The sequence below is a fragment of the Actinoplanes sp. NPDC026619 genome (assembly GCF_040638295.1).
Classification (GTDB): Bacteria; Actinomycetota; Actinomycetes; order Mycobacteriales; family Micromonosporaceae; genus Actinoplanes.
In genome coordinates, this window is sequence record NZ_JBEZYA010000022.1 from 17,256 (window position 1) to 36,306 (window position 19,051).

Annotated in this window: 16 protein-coding genes; 8 read left to right on the forward strand and 8 right to left on the reverse strand. The window is 68.0% G+C overall.

Features of this window, described 5'->3' with window-relative positions:
- Positions 1 to 36: 36 nt before the first annotated feature.
- Positions 37 to 1,278 (reverse strand): FxsC protein, encoded by a 1,242-nt coding sequence (gene fsxC, locus AB0E90_RS36925; protein WP_360416302.1) that lies wholly within the window; start codon positions 1,276 to 1,278, stop codon positions 37 to 39.
- An 88-nt stretch (positions 1,279 to 1,366) separates the two neighbouring features.
- Complete coding sequence (locus tag AB0E90_RS36930) at positions 1,367 to 1,930, reverse strand: hypothetical protein (RefSeq protein ID WP_360416304.1); 564 nt, start codon at positions 1,928 to 1,930, stop codon at positions 1,367 to 1,369.
- Between the two features lie 267 nt (positions 1,931 to 2,197).
- On the opposite strand from AB0E90_RS36930, the gene AB0E90_RS36935 reads away from it, so the two are divergent.
- A complete protein-coding gene (locus AB0E90_RS36935) occupies positions 2,198 to 2,404 on the forward strand; it encodes a hypothetical protein (RefSeq protein ID WP_360416306.1) in 207 nt (68 codons plus the stop codon).
- Between the two features lie 54 nt (positions 2,405 to 2,458).
- Complete coding sequence (locus AB0E90_RS36940) at positions 2,459 to 3,622, forward strand: FxsB family cyclophane-forming radical SAM/SPASM peptide maturase (RefSeq protein WP_360416308.1); 1,164 nt, start codon at positions 2,459 to 2,461, stop codon at positions 3,620 to 3,622.
- Here AB0E90_RS36940 and AB0E90_RS36945 read toward each other — a convergent pair.
- Positions 3,591 to 4,403 carry an AAC(3) family N-acetyltransferase gene (locus AB0E90_RS36945; protein WP_360416310.1) on the reverse strand — a complete coding sequence of 271 codons (813 nt, stop codon included), beginning with the start codon at positions 4,401 to 4,403 and terminating at the stop codon, positions 3,591 to 3,593. The genes AB0E90_RS36940 and AB0E90_RS36945 overlap by 32 nt on opposite strands.
- A gap of 138 nt (positions 4,404 to 4,541) precedes the next feature.
- Between AB0E90_RS36945 and AB0E90_RS36950 the strand changes: the two genes are divergently transcribed.
- From AB0E90_RS36950 to AB0E90_RS36965, 4 genes are all read left to right on the forward strand, one after another.
- Positions 4,542 to 6,242: a RyR domain-containing protein gene (locus AB0E90_RS36950; protein ID WP_360416312.1), complete on the forward strand. Its 1,701-nt coding sequence runs from the start codon at positions 4,542 to 4,544 to the stop codon at positions 6,240 to 6,242.
- A 93-nt stretch (positions 6,243 to 6,335) separates the two neighbouring features.
- The gene (locus AB0E90_RS36955; RefSeq protein WP_360416314.1) at positions 6,336 to 7,574 is read left to right on the forward strand and encodes a TIR-like protein FxsC; all 1,239 of its coding nucleotides are present in this window, start codon (positions 6,336 to 6,338) and stop codon (positions 7,572 to 7,574) included.
- Between the two features lie 9 nt (positions 7,575 to 7,583).
- Complete coding sequence (fxsT, locus tag AB0E90_RS36960) at positions 7,584 to 11,480, forward strand: FxSxx-COOH system tetratricopeptide repeat protein (protein ID WP_360416316.1); 3,897 nt, start codon at positions 7,584 to 7,586, stop codon at positions 11,478 to 11,480.
- 258 nt (positions 11,481 to 11,738) lie between these two features.
- Complete coding sequence (locus tag AB0E90_RS36965) at positions 11,739 to 11,927, forward strand: hypothetical protein (RefSeq protein ID WP_360416318.1); 189 nt, start codon at positions 11,739 to 11,741, stop codon at positions 11,925 to 11,927.
- Here the strand turns inward: AB0E90_RS36965 and AB0E90_RS36970 are convergent.
- Positions 11,924 to 13,531 (reverse strand): HEXXH motif domain-containing protein, encoded by a 1,608-nt coding sequence (locus tag AB0E90_RS36970; RefSeq protein WP_360416320.1) that lies wholly within the window; start codon positions 13,529 to 13,531, stop codon positions 11,924 to 11,926. The genes AB0E90_RS36965 and AB0E90_RS36970 overlap by 4 nt on opposite strands.
- Complete coding sequence (locus AB0E90_RS36975; RefSeq protein WP_360416322.1) at positions 13,528 to 14,745, reverse strand: FxsB family cyclophane-forming radical SAM/SPASM peptide maturase; 1,218 nt, start codon at positions 14,743 to 14,745, stop codon at positions 13,528 to 13,530. Before AB0E90_RS36975 ends, AB0E90_RS36970 begins: the two co-directional genes overlap by 4 nt.
- A gap of 125 nt (positions 14,746 to 14,870) precedes the next feature.
- On the opposite strand from AB0E90_RS36975, the gene AB0E90_RS36980 reads away from it, so the two are divergent.
- The gene (locus AB0E90_RS36980; protein ID WP_360416324.1) at positions 14,871 to 15,059 is read left to right on the forward strand and encodes a hypothetical protein; all 189 of its coding nucleotides are present in this window, start codon (positions 14,871 to 14,873) and stop codon (positions 15,057 to 15,059) included.
- A gap of 7 nt (positions 15,060 to 15,066) precedes the next feature.
- Here the strand turns inward: AB0E90_RS36980 and AB0E90_RS36985 are convergent, their stop codons facing one another.
- Both AB0E90_RS36985 and AB0E90_RS36990 read right to left on the reverse strand, forming a co-directional pair.
- Positions 15,067 to 16,344 carry a DUF4407 domain-containing protein gene (locus AB0E90_RS36985; RefSeq protein WP_360416326.1) on the reverse strand — a complete coding sequence of 426 codons (1,278 nt, stop codon included), beginning with the start codon at positions 16,342 to 16,344 and terminating at the stop codon, positions 15,067 to 15,069.
- 17 nt (positions 16,345 to 16,361) lie between these two features.
- The gene (locus AB0E90_RS36990; RefSeq protein ID WP_360416328.1) at positions 16,362 to 16,940 is read right to left on the reverse strand and encodes a hypothetical protein; all 579 of its coding nucleotides are present in this window, start codon (positions 16,938 to 16,940) and stop codon (positions 16,362 to 16,364) included.
- A gap of 192 nt (positions 16,941 to 17,132) precedes the next feature.
- Here AB0E90_RS36990 and AB0E90_RS36995 point away from each other — a divergent pair, with 192 nt between their 5' ends.
- A complete protein-coding gene (locus tag AB0E90_RS36995; protein WP_360416330.1) occupies positions 17,133 to 18,131 on the forward strand; it encodes a hypothetical protein in 999 nt (332 codons plus the stop codon).
- Here the strand turns inward: AB0E90_RS36995 and AB0E90_RS37000 are convergent.
- Positions 18,118 to 19,008: an oxidoreductase gene (locus AB0E90_RS37000; protein ID WP_360416332.1), complete on the reverse strand. Its 891-nt coding sequence runs from the start codon at positions 19,006 to 19,008 to the stop codon at positions 18,118 to 18,120. The genes AB0E90_RS36995 and AB0E90_RS37000 overlap by 14 nt on opposite strands.
- Positions 19,009 to 19,051: the final 43 nt, after the last annotated feature.

The window sequence follows — 19,051 nt, forward strand, 5'->3', positions numbered from 1 at the left end:
AGCGTTAGCCACTCGGCGGCGGCCCGAACATCACGTTCAAGGACCCCTGAGGATCGGCCGTTCGACCGCACCGGTGCCGGACGAGGGGTCCGGCGGATGACCGCTGCGATAGAGCCGGTTCTGGCCCTCCTCGAGCGCCTCGACCAGCTGATTGCCGAAGCTTTCCGGCGTGGGCAGCCGCCCGAGGTAGAGCGCGTCCGACTGTCCAAGGAACCGGGCCAGCGTCTGCCGGACGTCGAACAGCAACTCGTCGCGGCTGAGGTCGCTCTCCGGATCGGCGCTGTTGACCGGGACCAGCACGGCGGCGTCGACCAGGCCCGAGTGGTCGGCCTCGGTCAGTTGCCGCCGGCTGTCCGGAAGCCGGGTCGACCACGGATCCAGCAACAGAACGACCAGGTCATTGGCTTCTTTGGCCTGGTCCAGCGTCTGCCGCAGGTCCTTGAGGTCGGCCACCTCGGAGCCGAACAACCGCCCGGCCGCAACGGCCTGAGCCTGGTCGATCAGTGGCTGTGGCTGCACCGGCCGATAGGGGGCCCACTCGGTCGAGTCCTTGCCGTAGTAGTCGACCTGGGCCCGGATCCGCTCCATGTCGTCGCGCGATCCGGCCGCGACCACGAAACGCACGTTCCGCGTGCCTCGCACGAGCGGGCCGTCGACCCCGGACTCGGACGGCGCGAATGCGTTGGGCGTGCGCGACGGCGTCGGGAGCGGCCAATAGTCATGCAGCGGGTGCAGCCGAGCGGTCTTCACGACCCGCTCGGCCAGCTCGCGCACGAAGGCGCGGTACTGCGACCGCATCGCCCGCAGACGCACGAACTGCCGCAACGGCCGGCGCGGGTCGGCCGGGTCGACGGCGACGAATTCGGGAAAGCCGCTCGGCAGATCGGGAACGGCCGACCAGCGCAGCGGTAGCAGCGACGGCGCCTCGCGGCCGGTCTCGTCGCGGAACCGCCGCAGCCGCTCTCGAAAGATCCACCACTGCCGGCCGGCGCTGGTGTTGAGCAGCAGGCGGGGCGAGCAAAGGGGCAACAGCACCTGGCAGGCGGCCAGCGCGGGGGCATCGGAGGCCGGCCAGGCGTCGACGCCGGGGTCGAGATCGGCGGCCAGCACTCCGGCGTCCGCTCGGCGGCTCAGCCCGGTGAGTGCGGCCACCTCACGGCCGAGGTCACGAAAGAACTCCTCAACGTACGTGTCGTCATCGCCACGGACGTAGCTGACCAAGAAGTAGGGCACGTGCTCCTCCGGAGCCAGCGCCGCATCCACCGCGTGGCCACGCATCAGACTGTCGCCGACTCAGCCATGTCAGAAAACTCGACGGTCGTGTCCCGGAGGACAATAGAGGCAGGGCGCGTCACGACCCGAGCCATTACCTTGTCGCAATTCCGACAGAAAGCCGATCCGCAGCCTGCGGCCGGGCACGGCCCAGTTCGGCGGCCGGACGCGCCAGACGTTCCGCGCCGGTCGGCCAGAGCGGGATGACCGGAACGCCCGCTCGGCGCGCCAGCGCGACCGCATGCGCGGTCGATCCGGGGCGGTCATCGGCCATGCCGTCCCAGACCGCGATCAGCTCCCGGCATCGTTCCACCAGCCGGTTGTTGGCCAGCGCGTAGGCGGCCGGATGATCGTGGGCGAACTCGGTCGGCACGACCTCGGCGGCCCCCGCGAGCAGCTCGTCGAAGTGACGGCGGCCACGGGGTCGAATCACCCGATCGCGGTAGTCGCGGGCCGGCAGAATCACGTCATACGTGCCGCCCAGCTCGCGAATCAGCTCGATGAACGTCTGATCGGGCCCGGGCGCCAGACAGCTGACGCCGTGCAGCGGTTTGGGCGACGCTCGAAGGAGATCGGCCAAGGCCTGGCGAACCAGCCGCGTCGTGGTGCGCCGGAGGTGGATGTGACCGGTGATGCCAACACCGAGCACCGCGTCCACCTCCTCCCGGAAGTACCGGCTCAGCAGCGACGCCCCGCTCCGACTCGTTACTGGAAGGTCGGCGAGAACCTCTACCCTAGTCGGTCAATCGTCGCTCTGACTGTCAAGTCGGGAACTTAGCGACCACTGATTAATTTGGCCATGGGTTGATCCAATCGACATCCATTCGACACCTGTCTATAGGCTAACGTCGTATGGCTCTGGACGATCGGGTGGTCGCCGAGTCAGACTCATGGCTGGGAGCCGTCCAGCGGGGAGTGGATATTCATGCGCAGCGATGACGATCTCATGGTGCGAACTGCCCTGCCGGACATCAGCAGCGAGTTCGCGGCACTGCTCGCCGGAACCGACAAGATCGAATTGCGGCCCCCGACAGCGCTGGATGCATCTTTGGCACGAATCCGGCGAGGCGACCACAATTCCGAGTTCGTGAGCGCCGCGCCCGACGACACGTCGGGCAGCGAGACCGGGTGACCAAGTTCCGCCCTGTCCGGAACGCCTCATTCGATGATCCGGCAGACATGTTGAGTGACTGAATCCGTGCCGATCAGACCGTTCAGCGAGGTCGTGGTCAAAGTCCACGGGCGGTGCAATCTCGCCTGTGACTACTGCTACGTCTATCAACATCAAGATCAAAGCTGGCGGCGCAAACCGGCCGCGATGACCCGGCCGACACTCGATGTCCTGGCCCGGCGGCTGGGTGAGCACGCCCGTGCCCACGATCTCCAAGACCTCCGGGTGGTCCTGCACGGCGGCGAGCCGCTCCTGGCCGGCCTCGACTTCCTGACCTACGCCGTGCACACCATCCGGGCGGCCGTCCCGCCCGGAACCACCGCGCGGTTCATCATCCAGACCAACGGCGTGCTGCTCGACGAGAAGACCCTCCGCACCCTGGCCGACGAGGACGTCCGCGTCGGGGTCAGCCTGGATGGCTCGCGAGCGACCAACGACCGTCATCGTCGCTTCGCCGGCGGTCGCAGCAGCCATCCCGCTGTCGCCAAGGCGCTCGACCTCCTGCGGGGCGACCGATTCCGGCACCTCTATGCCGGCATCCTGTGCACGATCGACGTCCACAGCGACCCCATCGAGACCTACGAGCACCTCATCTCGTACGAGCCGCCCGCTCTTGATCTGCTCCTGCCGCACGGGAACCGGGTCAGCCCGCCGCCCTCGCGCCCAGTCGACGAGCGAGGCTCGGCCTACGGATCCTGGCTGACCGCGGTGTTCGACCGCTGGTACGGCGCCCCGAAGCTAGAGACCCGGATCCGGCTGTTCGAGAGCCTGCTCGACCTCCTGCTCGGCGGGCACAGCGGCACCGAGGCGCTCGGCCTCGATCCGATCGACATCGTCACCGTGGAGACGGACGGCTCGATCGAGCAGAGCGACATCCTCAAGACCGCCGCCGAGGGCGCCGCAGCGACCGGACTACACCTGTTCTCCGCCTCGTTCGACCAGGCCGCGGCCCATCCGGGCATCCGTGCGCGGCGGGCCGGGCTGGCCGGTCTGGGCCCGGAGTGCCGCGCCTGCCCGGTGGTCCGCATCTGCGGTGGCGGCCTTTATGCCCACCGCTTCGACGGCGCCGGCTTCGGCAGCCGCAGCGTCTACTGCCCCGATCTGTACGGCCTGATCGCCCACGCGCACGAACGGCTGACCGCCGACCTCAAGCGCCGCCGCCGCCTCGGTTTCGCGTGAACCACTTCCCGGCGTAGGCCACCGCGTCCGGGATGGCGAACAGCCGGCAGTCCGCCTGCCCCACCGGCCCGGCCGTGACGGCGTCGGTCTCCTGTTCGAAGTCACGGCCGAGGTCGCCGAAGTCGTGGTCGTCGAGCACCACGTCCTCGTATTCCATCCATCGCCGGCCGCCCGCGGGCGTCCGGACCGCGCACGCATAGTTACGGCGCGGCGGATCCGGCTGCCGATATTCGGCCAGATGGAACACGGTGGTCCGGTGGAAGCTGACGCCGAGCAGCAGCGTGGCCCCATTGACCGCGTCGAGTGCCGCGAGCGGCGACGCCTCGCCGAGGTGACAGTCGGTGTCGTGCCGGCTCATCAGGTCGGCCGCCTGGGCCCCGACGGCCGCGAACGACGTCTGCGGATGGGCGCTGCGAACCGCTCCCGGCCAGGTGCGCACCTGCTCGGTGATCACCCCCACGCGCACGCTCGGGCTTCGGTCTGGATCGAAAGCCGGCAGCGAGTCGCGAATGGCCGGCCACCAGGCTTCCGGCGGACGAGGCATCCACGTCGACGGATCCCGGTTGTCGGCGGTCTGGCTGGGCACGACGAGCGTGCCGGACGGACCAAGAACATCAAGCATCGCGTGTACGACGGTGAGCGCCCCGCCGCTGACCCAGCCGAGCGAGCTCAGCGACGAGTGCACCAGCAGGACGCTGCCGGCCCGGACCCCGAGGTCGGTCAGATCGGCCGCGATCGATTCACGCGTCTGCGGCGCCGGCCCGGCATAGTCGATCAGCACCAGTGGATTGTGGCATCAAGATTGTCGTAAAGTAATCCTCCCATCGCTGTACGTTGATCAGTCAAGGCACGGGGGTGGCTTTTGGCGGCGTCCGACGAGCGGCGGAGTTGGTCACGCGCCGTCAATATCGTCTGGTGGTTGCTGTTTCCGGCCATCGCGATCACCGCGGCCCTGCTCGGCTACTTCGGAATGTCCGCGTTGCTGGCCGGCCAGACCGAGTACGCCAACGATCTGTGGGACCGGCTCTACTACACCGCCCAACTGTTCGTGCTCGGCTCGCCGCCGCTCGACAACGGCGGCAGCATGCCGCCGTTTCTGCAGGTCGCCCGCTTCCTGGCGCCCGCCGTGACGATCTACGCGGTGATCGAGGCGGTCCGCCTGCTGTTCGCGGCCGAGCTGGTCCGGCTGCGGGCCCGCCGCTCGCACGACCACGTGATCGTCAGCGGCGACGGCCCGGTGGCCGACGCGTTGACCGCCCGGCTGGCCGACCAGGGGCGCCGAGTGGTCCGGGTGGTGCGCCCCGAGGAACGCGCGGCTGGCCGGCGCCGCCAGTTGCTGGTGCCGGGCGATTCGAGCCGAAGTGACCTGCTGCGCGGGACCGGGATCAAGCGGGCCGAGACGCTCTATGTCTGTTCCGACGACACCGCGCGCAACCTCTCCGTGGTGCTGGCCGTCACGGAGCTGCCCCGACGCGTACCGCTGCGGGTGCATGTCCAGATCGACGATCCGGAGCTCTGCCTGGCGCTTCAGGCACGCCGGCTCGGGCGGCGCGAGCAGGACCGGCTCAACGTCAACTTCTTCAACTGGCACGAGCAGGCCGCGCACGCGCTGCTCACCGCCCGGCGCCCGCCGATTCATCCGGATCGCTCGACCCGGGTGATGGTGGTCGGCATGTCGTGGTTCGCTCGCGCCCTGATCGTCGAGCTTTCCCGCGCCTGGCGGCTGCACCATCCCGCGGCCGCGCTCGAGGTGATCCTGGTGGACGCGGGCGCGACGGCGGCGATCCGCCGCCTGCGCCGGCTCTATCCCTTCATCGACGAGGTCTGCCGCTTCACCGCCCGCGACCAGGACGTGCCGATGCTGCTCGACGGAGACCTGCCCGACGCGCCGCCCGACCGGGTCTACATCTGCTGCGACGACGAGGAAGTCGGGCTCAAGCTCGCGCTGACCATGGACCACTTCTGGCGGGCCGGGCCGCAATCGGTGATCGTCCGGCTCGGACGGTTGGGCCGGCTGCGGCAGGCCTTCCACGGCCCTGGCGAGCGTCTGCTCGACCCGGTCTCCGGCACGCTGGACATGTTCGACGCGCTGCGCGCCGGCACCGACGTCGGCCTGGCCGAGGACAGCCTCAACGAGCGGCTGGCCAAGGCCATCCACGACCGCTACCTGCTCCAGCAGGTGCGATCGGGCGTCGCCTTCGGCGCCGCGCCGGCCATGCGCGAGTGGGGCGAGCTCACCGAACCGCTGCGCGCCGGCAACCGGGCCCAGGCCACCGACATCGGACCGAAGCTGTACGAGGTGGGCTGCGCACTCGCGCCCAATCCGGTCTGGGGTGAGCCGCTGACCCTGACCGACGGAATGATCGAGCAGCTGGCGCGGCGCGAGCACCAGCGCTGGTGCGCCTTCATGTGCGAGGCCGGCTGGAACGGGGCGGGTGCGCGCGACGAGATCGCGAAAGAACACCCAGACTTGATCGATTGGGATCAATTGCCTGAGTCAACCCGCGAGAAAGATCGAGATACCGTCCGACAGTTGCCGGAATTGCTGGCAGACGCGGGCTTCCGGATAGTCCGAGTACGCCACGTCGTCGAGGACGGAAATCCGACAGTCGACTTCTAGACCTCGGCGCTATCCACCAATGGTGCTGATCAATATACTGTCCGTTACGCGGCACCGTCCGCCGCCGGGGTTCCAACCTTTGCCGGAGAACGCGTGCTGTATTTCTTCCTCAGTTACGCTCGCGGGAGCGACGACATCTACGTGCGCAAATTCTTCGACGATCTTTGTGTCGAGGTGCGCCTGATCGCCGGCCTGCAGCAGGACGCCGAGGTCGGCTTTCTCGACAACGAGAGCATCGAGGCGGGCGACGTCTGGGCAGCTGCGCTGATCGAGGCACTTTCCCGATGCCGCTCGTTCCTGCCACTTTGTTCCCCGCGCTTTTTCCAGAGCGAGCCGTGCGGCCGGGAGTGGGCGATCTTCGAAGAACGGATCCGGCGCCACGAGGAGATCCACCGGAACCGGCCGTCCACCTTGATCCCGCTGCGGTGGCTCCCCTTGAGAAACGCGCCGTCGTTCGTCACGCGATTGCAGTACTTCGTCGAGCCGCAACTGAACGGCCAGCAGGCCAACTCCGGTGTCCGCCAGCTGATGCGGCTCACCCGCAACCAGGACGATTACCTGGTGTTCGTCACCCAGTTGGCGAACCGCATCGTCGACGCGGCGCACGACGATCCCATGCAGGACGCCTCCGATGAGCTCGACTGGCACAGCGTGCCCAGCATGTTCCCGCTACCGGCCGAGCTGACGGTTCCGCCCAGGGTCAACGCACACCCGGTCGCCAGCAGCGCCAACCGGGTGCACTTCGTCGTCTCCGCGCCGACCGCCGGGATCGCCGGCCGGGCCCCCGTCGGGCGCAGCGACATCTCCTACTACGGCGCCGACCCCACCGACTGGGCGCCCTACCGGCCGCAGTCACGGGAGCCGATCGCCGAGTACGCCGCGCAGGTCGCCATCCAGGCCAACCTCGAGTCTCAGGTGATCTCCGTCGACCACCTCGACGAGACACTGGCCGAGGCACGCGTCAACAACCAGGTCGTGGTGATCCTGGTCGACGCCTGGAGCACCCGGATACCGGCAAATCGCGAGATCCTGCAGCGCTACGACGATCGGGGCGAGCGCCCGGCGGCGATCATGATTCCGGTCAACAGCACGGACGACGAGAGCCACCAGAACGATCAGGCACTGACCGAGTCCGTCCGAGCGACCTTCCCCAACAACTGGGCTCAGCAGGAGAACTCGCGTTTTCACCGGCGCGTCCTCGACCTGACGAACTTCGAGCCGGAGCTGCAGATGGTTCTCGCCGAATCACAGAACCGGATCTTCGCCGATCCGGTGATCCGCCGCCCCCTGCCGCCGGTCACCGCCGAGCGACCGATCCTCGAAGGCCCCTAGGAGGCAACGATGAGCAACGGGCACATCGTGACGTTCTACTCCTACAAGGGGGGCACCGGGCGGACCATGGCGGTGGCCAATACGGCCTGGTTGCTGGCCAGCAACGGCCTGCGCGTCCTGGTCGTCGACTGGGACCTGGAATCGCCCGGCCTGCACCGCTACCTGCATCCGTTCCTGGTCGACAAGGACCTGACCGCCTCGCCCGGCGTGATCGACATGGTCCGCGACTACGCGGCCGCCGCGGTCGAACCGGGCCACGGTGAGGGCGAGGGCTGGATCGCCGAGCGCGCCGCCGTCCTCGACTACGCGGTGTCGCTGACCTGGTCCGGGTTCCCGGACGGCGCCGGCATCGACCTGCTGCCGGCCGGCCAGCAGGACCGTTCGTACGCCCGCCGGGTCAGCACGTTCGACTGGGCCAGCTTCTGGGAGCGGCTGGGCGGCGGCGCGTTCATCGACGCGCTGGCCCAGAACATGCGGCGGCATTACGACTACATCCTGATCGACAGCCGCACCGGCCTCAGCGACAGCGCCGGCATCTGCACCGTGCAACTGCCCGACACGGTGGTCAACTGCTTCACGCTGAGCACGCAGAGCATCGACGGCGCGGTCTCGGTGGCCCAGTCGATCAACGCCCAGCGCGATCGCAATCCGGTGCGCATCCTGCCCGTCCCGATGCGGGTGGAGGACGCCGAACAGCTCAAACTCGACGCCGGCCGCGACTACGCCCGCAGCGAGTTCCGGCCGTTCCTCTCCGCGGTCGGCGACGCGGCCGACCGCTACTGGGGCGACGTCGAAATTCCCTACAAGACCTTCTTCGCGTACGAGGAGACCCTCGCCCCCTTCGCCGACCGCCCCATGCTCGAAAATTCGCTGCTCGCGGCGTACGAGCGACTGGCCGGCTGGATCACCATGGGCCAGATCCGCAAGCTCGCGCCGATGGACGACAAGCTCCGCCGCGACTGGCTGGCCCAGTTCGAGCGCCGCCGCCCGTCCGTGACCTCAGAGGTGCTGATCTGCTACGCCCCACCGGACCGCATGTGGGCAGAGTGGATCTCGGCCGAACTGACCGCGGTCGGCTTGCGCCCGATGCTGTCCGACGCGGAGTTCGCCGGCAGCAGCGACTTCGAGGCCGAGCTCGACCGAGGCCTCTCCGGCGCCCGGCACGCGATGTTCCTGCTGTCGAGAGACATGGTCAACTCACCGCAGGCGCTGTCGGTGTGGCGCCAGATCATCCGTCGCGAAACCGGGAGCCGAAAGCTGCTCACCCCGATCCGGATCGACGGCACACGTCTGGAGCCGCCTTACAACGGCCGCATCGCCACCGACCTGACCGGCACGTCAGCCGAGCGGGCGCGCGAGTTGCTGGCCGGCGCGGTCGGCACCACCCCGGCCCCCACGCACGGGGCACGGACCGGCCCGCGTTTCCCCGGCACGCTCCCTCCGGTGTGGAACGTCCCGCAGCGCAACACCGACTTCACCGGCCGCGGCGTGGTGCTGGAACAACTGCGCGACCGCCTGTCGGCCAGCGTGACGGCGGTGGTCCCGCAGGCCCTGTTCGGCCTCGGCGGCGTCGGCAAGACCCAGCTGGCGATCGAGTACGCCCACCGCTTCGCCGCCAACTACGACATGGTCTGGTGGATCTCCGCCGAACAGCCGCACCTGGCCCGCTCGTCCCTGGCCGACCTGGGCCAGGAGCTGCACCTGGAACGAGGCGAAAACCTCGACGAGTCGGTCCGCATCGTCGGCGAGGCCCTGCGACAGGGCCGCCCGCACCAGCGCTGGCTCCTGATCTTCGACAACGTCGACCAGCCCGAGACGATCCGCGACATCATCCCCCAGGGCGCCGGCCACATCCTGCTGACCTCCCGCAACCAGGCCTGGAACCAGGAAGCACGAGCGGTCCAGCTGGGCGTCTTCGACCGCGCCGAATCGATAGCTCTGCTGACCCGGCGAGTGCGCAACCTGGACCGAGGCGACGCGGAACAGGTTGCCGATCGCCTGGGCGACCTGCCCCTGGCCATCGAGCAGGCCGCATCCTGGCTGAACACCACCGCGATGGACGTGCCGCAATACCTGGAACTCCTGGACACCCAGCTGCTGCGAATGCTGGACGAGAACCCCCCGCTGGGCTACGAGAAGACCACGGCGGCAACGTGGTTGCTGTCCCTGGAGCGCCTGCGAGAGCGCACCCCCGCGGCGGCCAAGCTGCTCGAGGTGTGCGCCTTCTTCGCCCCCGAGCCGATCTCGACGAAGCTCATCTACAGCAGCCGAATGACCCAGGTCCTGCTGCCGTTCGACCCGACGCTGCGAGACCCGATCCTGCAGGGCCGCCTGATCCGCGAAATCGGCCGCTACGCCCTGGCGACAACCAACACCGCCCAGACCAGCATCCAGATCCACCGCCTGGTCCAGGCCGTGGTCAGCAACAGCCTCGACCCGGAAACCCGCGCTCAAGACCGCACCGACGTCCAACTGGTGCTGGCGTCCTACGACCGCGGCGACCCCGACCTGCAGGCCAACCACCCGGCGTACGCAACGCTGTGGCCACACCTTCGGCATTGCGGCGCTCTGGAGTCGGACGACCCCGCCGTGCGCCAACTGGTCGTCGAGATTGCCCGATACCTTTACCAGTCGGGCGACTTCTCCAGCAGCCAGACGCTGGCCGAGGATGCGCTCGCAAGCTGGCAGGACCGATTCGGCAACGACTCGACGACACTGCTGATGAACTTCACCCTGGCCAACGTCTTGCGTTTGCAGGCTCGCTACGAGGATGCCTACGCACTGGACAATCAGGCGTTCGAGCTCCTCGGCCAACTGGTCGGACCGGACCATCCATACACCGTGATGGTGGCCGGAAGCCTGGGAGCCGATCTCCGCGCGCTGGGCCGCTACCAGGAAGCCCTCATGCGGTCCGAGGAGAATTCGAGAATGGCCGTCGAGGTCTTCGGCGAGGACAACACGCGCACGTTGATGGCTGCCAACAACCTCGGGGTCTCGTTGCGGCTGGTGGGGGACTTCAATCAAGCCCTCGACAACGACGAGGAGAACTACACCAGAGGCCGGCGGATCGACGGCCCCGCGCACCGCAACACTTTGAGCTTCGCTGACAACTATGCGCATGACCTGCGCGCTGTAGGTCGTTTCCGGGAGGCCCGAGAGCTCCTGGAAATAACCCTCAATACGTCCCGTGAAGCACTGGGCGAGAGCAGCGTCCTGTCGCTTCGTTTCGCTCGGAGCCTGGCGACCACGCTGCGCAAGCTGGGCGAGTTCGTAGCGGCTCGAGCCCTGACCGACGACACGTTGCGCCGGTATCGGGAGACTCTCGGCCTGGACCACCCGGATGCGCTGTCATGCCTGATGAACCGCGCGTGTGAGGAGTCGGCGCTTGGTCACTACGCGGAGGCCCGCCGAACCGCGGAGCAGGCGGCCGCGGGCCTGCGCCGCGCGTACCCGGACAATCACCCGTTCGTCCTGGCCGGTTTGAACAACGTAGCGGTCTTCACGCGCCAGTCCGGCGAGGTGACCGAGTCACGCAAATTGACCGAGCAAGTCCTCGACAGTTTCCGCAGCACGGTCGGGCCGGAGCACCCCTACACGCTTTCGGCCCAGGTGAATCGGGCCAACGAGCTGTTCGAGGCCGGGGAGTACGCAGCGGCGCTGGAACTCGACGAGCAGACATGGCACGCGATGACCAACGTGCTCGGTGCCAACAACCCCGACACCCTCGCGGCCGCCAACAATGTCGCGATCAGCCGACGGGTCGCCGGCGACGAGCGAGGAGCCAGCGATCTTCGGACAGAAGTTGTTAACCGCACCACCGAGGTGCTCGGCCGAGAGCATCCCAACGTTGTCGCGATGCGCGAGAGGCGGCGCCTCAACTGCGACATCACGCCACCGTCGATCTAGCGATGCCTGATCGAGCAAAGCCTTGTCATGGGACAAGGTGGCGTGAGACTATGTCCGTACGGCGATATCAATCGATCAAGCCACATTGCACGCATTTATCGGTTTTTATCACATGTTGAAAATCACAGTCTAGCTAACCGCACGTTCGCGGGATGGCGAAACTGATCATGTGGTTTACTTTGGCAGCGCATTTATGTCCAGACGAGCCCCGGGCAAGCTGGACCGTTCCGGGAACAGCGAGGCTCGACCATGCGGTTGATGAGCGACGGCGGGCGCGAGGTCAGATCTGATGTCATCGATCTGGCAGGCGTACCTCTAGAGGCTGTGCTCAACGAGAGCTTGCCGCCCGCGCTCCGGGGGGTTATCGACCGATTTCGCGCCCCATTTACCGTTTCGCGGTTCACGTCGTATATCGACGAGCCCTCCGAGCACGTCTACGCTCTTTAGCCGCCCTGGCAGGTCAGCGCGCGCATCCAGGTAGCGACTGCCACCGAGTCGGTCGACGGCGGCAGCTTGCGGACCACGGCCTGCAGCAAGTCCGGTCGCTGATGGGCGAGACCGCCGGTGGCCAGCGCGAAGCCCACCCACGCATCGTCTTGATCCTTGTTGCGTAACCGGTCGGCGTAGAGGCGCATCGCGCGCACGTCGTCACCCTCGATGTACGCCAGGTCCGCCTCGTCGGTGGGCCGGCGACCGGCCAGCGCTCCGCGAATCTGCCCCACGATGCCGGGGATGCTGGACGCCTCTCCCTGGCTCTCGCCACGGAGCACGCCGGTCAGGTCGACCGGCTCCGGACGCTCGCCGCGTTGCCACGCGCGAGCAAGCATCGTGACCTCGGAGTCGCTCGGATCCCAGTTCCGCAGCCGCCACCGGATCGTCTGGGCCAGCACCATGGTCTCGACCCCCCGTCGTACGTCGTCCGGGACGTGCTCCTGCTGCCAGGACTCCAGCGTCTGCCGCAGCCCGGCGACGAACCGGTCGCCGAGCTGGGTCAGTTCGCCCGACTGCGCCAGCGCCTCGATCGCGAGCCGATTTTGCTGCCGCCAGTACGCGAACTCGACGTCAGCCACCGCCGGCGCGTCGGCGGTGAGACGCCGCTTCCGCCAATAGTCGGTCACGCCGGCGTGGGCGTAAATGCCCTGAAAGAGGGGACCGACCGGGCGGGGATCCATCCGCCACGGCGCCAGGAAGAGGCCCTTCGCCTGAACGTGGTGCAGGTCGACCAGATCACGCAGCGCATCCAGCTTCATGTGCATGAACTCGTGCAGCATGAGCAGGCTCAATTCTTCCGCGGTCCGCGGGATCATGACCGCGATCGAACCGGACGCCTGTCGCGACGCCGCGCTCACGTTGCCGCCGCCGGCCGGCTTCGCCAGGGGCACGATCATCCGGAGCAGCACGCGCATCGCGTCCGCGTGCCGCGGATGCCGGTCCACCAGGATGGACCAGGCGTCACGCAGGAGGCCGGCGAACCGTGCGGCCGCGTCGTCGTCCAGGCGGGGTTCGGGCCGCCACTGATACACGTCTCGGAACGGCTCCTGGTCCTCGACGAGGATCTCGAAGGCCGGTTCCAGCTCCACCACGTGCGTGGCAGTCCAGCCCGGGCCGCCTATTCGCACCGGACCGACGGTGCCGTCGCCGCGCACGACGGTTTCCTCGCCGGGCACGGCCGCGGCACCCAATCCGGGCAGATAGACCTGTCCATCGGTCACCGGAACCGCGATCTCGAAGTCCAGACCGGCTTGGAGGGCAGCGGACGCGGCGACAAGACCGAGATATCCGAGATCTTCGTCCGTGCGCAGCGCCTGGGTGGCCCAGCCGTCGAGGTGTGGATGGCGCAGGACGTCGCCGACGACCGCCGGGGCCGCCGCTTCGGCCCGCAACAGCAGGTCTACGGCCAGGCCGTGGCCGTGCTTCTCGATCAGTGTGGCCAGCAGGAGTTTGCGCTTGGTCAGCTGCCCGTCGCGCAGGATCCCCAGTGCGTCGGGAGTGCCGTAGCCGGCGGACAGGCCGTCGAACTGATCGCCGCTGAGCACCAGATTGGTCGTCACCGGAGCACCGCCAGGTCCGCCGTGACTCGTCGCCGGATGTGGCTGATCACCGCGTAGAGATCCGCGCAGTACGCCGACGGGTGATCGAAGGTGCCGTCCCGGTACCGATGCGCGCGCAGGCCACCGCCGCACACCGTGAAAACCGGGCAGGCGAGGCACTCGGCGGCGGGCTCTGCGGGCTGGTCCAACCACGCCATCACGTCGTCGAGGGAGTCGGTCGCCACGCCCATGCCGGTCGCCGCGGCGCCGTCCGCCGTTGTCTTCAGCGAATCGGTCTGCTCGTAGGTTCCGTCGGTCTCGATCACCACGATGCCGGGCTGGTCTCCGCCGATCGCCTCGGTGTCGCTCTGCCCGCCGAGCAGACGCATCATCATCGACTCGAACAGGCGGATTCGCGTGCGTGCGACGGGCGCGCCGTACCAGGCGTCGAAGATCGCGATCAGCCAGTCCGCATAGGACATGGCGCCGGGCGGCCGGGGCGGTGGTGTCGTCCAATTCCCGTGCGGCAGCAACAGATCGATCGCCGGCGGATCAAACGAAATCAGATCCTCGTAAACCGCAACCGGATCATTTCGTACGTCGATGGTGCAGAGAATGCCGCTGTAGATGTCGCGATGTTCCGGCCGAGCGAGGCGACGAAGTCCGGCGGCCATCCGGTCATACGATCCTCGGCCGCTCACATAGATTCGGTGGCGGTCATTGGCCTCGGCGCCACCGTCGAGACTGACACCGACGCGGACCCCGAATTCGTGAAAGATCTCGAGAAATCGATCGTCGATCAGGATGCCGTTGGTCTGCACCCCGAAACGCAACCGAGTGCCGTCCGGGACCGACTTCTTGAGCACGGCCAGCGTCGCGGCCACCGCGTCGTGCCCGGCCAGCAGCGGCTCTCCGCCGTGCAGGACGACGGACAGATCAGACGGCCGGTGGAGTTCGACGTGCTCGGCGATCCGCTCCGCAACCCGCATTCGGGTCATATCACTCATCGTGACCGGCTGTCGCATCCAGCCCTGGTCCAGGCTGTGGTAGACGTAACAGTACGTACACGAAAGGTTGCACCGGCTGTGCAGCTTTAACACGACCTGACGGACCGTAACGGACACCCGGGCATCATTCCAGTCCGCACGGCTTTCGCCCAGCCATTCCCTGATTTGGTGCCTGAGGTTCACCCGGCGATGACCGCGGACAGTATCAGAACGATCACGATCCGGCACTAAATGCAGTTTCGGCCCGACAGATCCGTTTTGTGGTTTACTCGGTTCCGCCCGCTCTTCTCGGCGGGCCGGACAGTTCGCTTGCTCTGCCTTTTCACCTCAAACTTGCGCTGCGAGGTTCGATCATGACTGACGCCACAGATGACGAATCAGAGGTCAGATCGGACCTGCCTGACTTGTCGGGCCTGGATATGAGAGCGCTTCAACTCAGCCCCATTCTGCGCGGCGTGCTCGCCCAGCGCTTCCTGGACGCCGGCCCCACCTCCTATTCGTTTCAGTCCTACCTTGACGGAGAACCCGAACCGACCAATTGACGGGCCTTCACGGCTGCGTGATAAACGTCTGGGTGTCGGCCATGGATCGGGTGAAGGCCTGCCGGTCCAGATCTCGGGCGCGCAGGATGTCGGTCTCGGTGATGGCCTCGTCGGTGCCGGTGGCGACTTCGCGTAGGCGGCGGACCAGGCGTTCGAACTCGGCCAGGTGGCGTTCGCGTGACGCCAGCACGTCCATCGGAGCCTGGGTGATGACTTCGATCTCGCCGATCAGCCGCTCGGCTCGGGCGTTCATCAGCGCCAGCGCCTCCTCCGTCGGGCCGATCGTGTTGCGGCGGGCCAGTTGGGTGGCGACCGCCCTTTCCAGGCGGGTGTCGCGGACCTGTTCGTACTCGGCGGTCGGCGTCGTGATCTTCATGACCAGGGGGAGGATGTCGACGAAGACGAAGAAAACGATCAGGAACAGTTCGACGATCAGGACCTGTGGGCTGTTCTTCTCCAGTTGGGTCAGGGCCGACACGCGGGCCAGGTAGTCGTGGCTGAAGTGGGCCTCGATGTCGGCGATGTCGGCGGCCGCCCGGCTGCGGATCACGGCCACACGGCTCTGGTAGCGGGCGTTCGCCGTCGCGTCGATCGGGGCGGCCGCGGCGATCTGGCGGTCCAGAGCGGCGATCTCGCCCTGCACCGCGGTGATCTGCCGCTGCAGGTCCTGGCAGCGTGGCCCGCATTCGGGCTCGCCCGAGCTGATGCCGCAGGGCAGCGCCTTCTGGACGTTGCTCTGCTCGTACGTCTTGAGCCGGCGCAGACAGTCCTGTTCGCTCAGCCGGGCCGCTCGGCGCTGGATGAGCGCGGTGCTGGACACGGCCGGCTCGGGCTCGGCCGCGACGTCGCGTTCGGCCTGCTGCTGACGTGCCTGCACGGCGTCGCGGCGGTTCTCGGCGATGGTTTGGGTGAGGCTGTCGTTGAACCACAGGAGCACCAGCGGGTGGGCGACCGCGATGCCGACCAGCACCGCGAACAGCAGGCGGGCGATGATCGGGACGGTTCGGCCGTGTCCGGGCAGCGCCGACTTGTGCAGCGTCGCGACCAGGTAGCGGTCGATCGCCAGCACGATGCAACCCCAGACCAGCCCGGCCGGCACGAAGATCAACGGCCGAGCGGTCAAGGTCGAGATTGCGTACGTCATAGCGAAGCACCCGAGCACAGCCGGCACCACCGTGAGCGCGCCGAGGCCGGCGAACCGGATCGTCTCGGTGCGCCGCAGCGGGCCGCAGTCGTCGAGGATCACCGGGTCGGCCCCGGACAGCCAGAGAAACACGCGGCGCACCGGACTTCTCCTGCCGGTCAGTGCTGCTGGACCGCGTTGACGCGGTTGTGCAGAGACTGGTTGAAGCCGTCCAGCAGGGCGGCGTTGTGATTGAAGTAGACGTCGATCTGGTGCAGCAGGGACTGGTAGGCCGGCTTGTAGATCTCCGGACGCTGCTGGAACCGCTCGACCATGTCGAACTGCGGGGCGATCTCGGACAGGAAACGCTCGCGGGCCACGTTGATCGTCGAGTTGAGATCCTGGATCTTCTCGGCCGCGAAACGAGCGAGTTGGGCCTGCAGGTGCATGCCCTGGGTGGCGATCAGCGCGTCGGCCTGCTTGCGGGCGATCTCGATCTGCGTACGGGTGAAGACGTCGAGCAGGTCCCGCTTGGCCTCGCTCATCTGCCGCAGCGTCTGGACGCCGATCCGCTGGCGCTCCTTCTCGTACTGGCTGGGGAACAGCCGCTGCATGACTCCGCGGCGGTTCATCGACTCGAGGGCCGCCTCGCGGGATTCGGCGGTCGCGGCTCGCATGTACTCCTGCATGCCGGTGGAGACCTGCTCCAACTCGTCGAGACTGGTGTTCGGCAGGTGGGTGATCGGTTGGAGGGACATCGTCGACCTTCCTCTGGACAAGGGCGTTCATGCTGGTGGTAGGGGGCCATGGCGGAGACCTTCGGCACTGAGGAAAAGCATGGCGATTGACGCGGGAGTCCGGGCTCCACGCCGGACGCAGAGCTGGTCCGGACGACATCGAGGCAGGTCAACGCCCGATCGTCCGGTCCGGCGGCCGGACTTCGACCGGCCATGACAGAGGTACGAGCGTTCTGTCACCGGCTGGATCAACTGCGTCTCGAGAGCGGCGCCAAGATCCCCGACCTGACTCAGGACCCGGCCATCGGGCGCCGGCGATCGCAGCTCTACGCGATCCTGCGCGGTGAGATCGGGTCACCGCCGCCGTGGGAGTTCATCGACGCGTTCGTGCGGCATTGCGTGCGGGCCGCCCGGGCGAACGGCAAGAGGCTCTCGATCTCGACCGACCCGGAGTATTGGAAGCACGAGCTCGCGCTGGTCGTCGACCTGGCCGAGCGGCCGGAGCGGCCACGCGCGGAGCGCCCGAAGGTGTTGACCGCGCAGCAGAAGACCATCCGGGAGCTGCCGCCGTCGACCGACGGAAAGATCCGCCGGCTCGGCCTCATCACCGGCGACATCCGGCAGGTCCACGGCATCGACGCCTGGGTGAACTCGGAGAACACCGACATGGTGATGGCCCGCGTCCAGGACCGTTCGATCTCCGCGGTCATCCGGTACGAGGGCGCCGAGCGGGACGGCGCCGGCCGGGTCGTCGTGGACCACGTGGCCGACGAGCTGGCGGCCACGGTGGCCGGACTGCAGCCGCCGCTCGTCCCGGGCCAGGTGATCACGACCGACGCCGGCGAGCTGACCGGCAACAACGGCGTGCGGGCGATCATCCATGCGGCCACCGTCCACGGCGCGCCGGGCGCGGGCTTCACGCCGGTCCGCGAGCTCGGGCGGTGCGTGGCGAATGCGCTTGTCGCGGCGGAGATGCCGTACTGGAGCCCGCCGTTGTCCTCGGTCTTGTTTCCGCTTTTGGGCTGTGGTGAGGCCGGTGGCGATCCGGAGCTGATCGTGCCCGAGCTGATCGAGACGGCGGCCAACCGGCTGGTCGTCGCGGCCCGGCACGTCGAGACCGTGTGGTTCCTGGCTCGGACCGGCGCCGACCTGCGCGTCTGCGAGCGCGCGCTCGATCGGGCGAACCGGCCGGGCCGATCTACCGGTAGCTGACCCCGGTCAGCTGTTCGGCGGCGGCCCACAGTCGCTTTCCGATGGCCGGGTCGGTGGCGTCGCGGCTGGCCCGGGCCTCGGTGACCCGGCCGCGCGTCTCCCACAGGCTGGCCGGGCCGAAGAACTGGCCGCCGTGCACGCCGGGGTCGGTTGCGGCGTACAACTGCGGCTTTGTGCCCTGCTCCACCGATTGGGTGGCCAGCAGGCCGATCCGGGCGATGACCCGGCCGAGCCGGCCGCGATGTTCCCAGGCGCGCGGGGTGAGGTTGGTGCGGGTGAGGCCGGGGTGGGCCAGTGCGCTGAGGATCGGCGATCCGGCGGCGCGCAGGCGGCGGTCGAGTTCGAAGCCGAAGATCGTGGTAGCAAGCTTGGATCGGCCGTAGGCGGCGTTGGGCCGGTAGTCGCGCTCGAGCATCAAGTCGTCGAAGTCCAGGTGCGCCGGCTTGTGGGTGATCGAGCTCAGGCTGACCACTCGCGGGGCCGGCGCGGCGACCAGGTTGTCGAGCAGCAGGCCGGTCAGCGCGAAGTGGCCGAGAAAGTTGGTGCCGAGGTGCAGTTCGAAGCCGTCGGCAGTGGTGCGGCGCGGGCCGAGCAGCACCACACCGGCGTTGTTGATCAGCAGGTCGATCGCCGGATGGTCGGCGGCCAGCCTTTCCGCGAAGGCCCGCACCGAGGCGAGGGAGGCCAGGTCCAGCTCGCGCACCTCGACGTCGCCGCCGATCCGGCGGGCCGCCTCCTGCCCGGCGGCGACGTTGCGGACGGCCAGCACGACGTGGGCGCCGTGGCGGGCCAGCTCGGTGGCGGTGACCAGGCCGAGGCCCGAGTTCGCGCCGGTCACGACGGCGGTCCGGCCGTGCTGGTCGGGAAGGTTGCTCATCTGCTGCTCCCTGAGGTGTCGGTGCGCTCGACCGATGACGTTA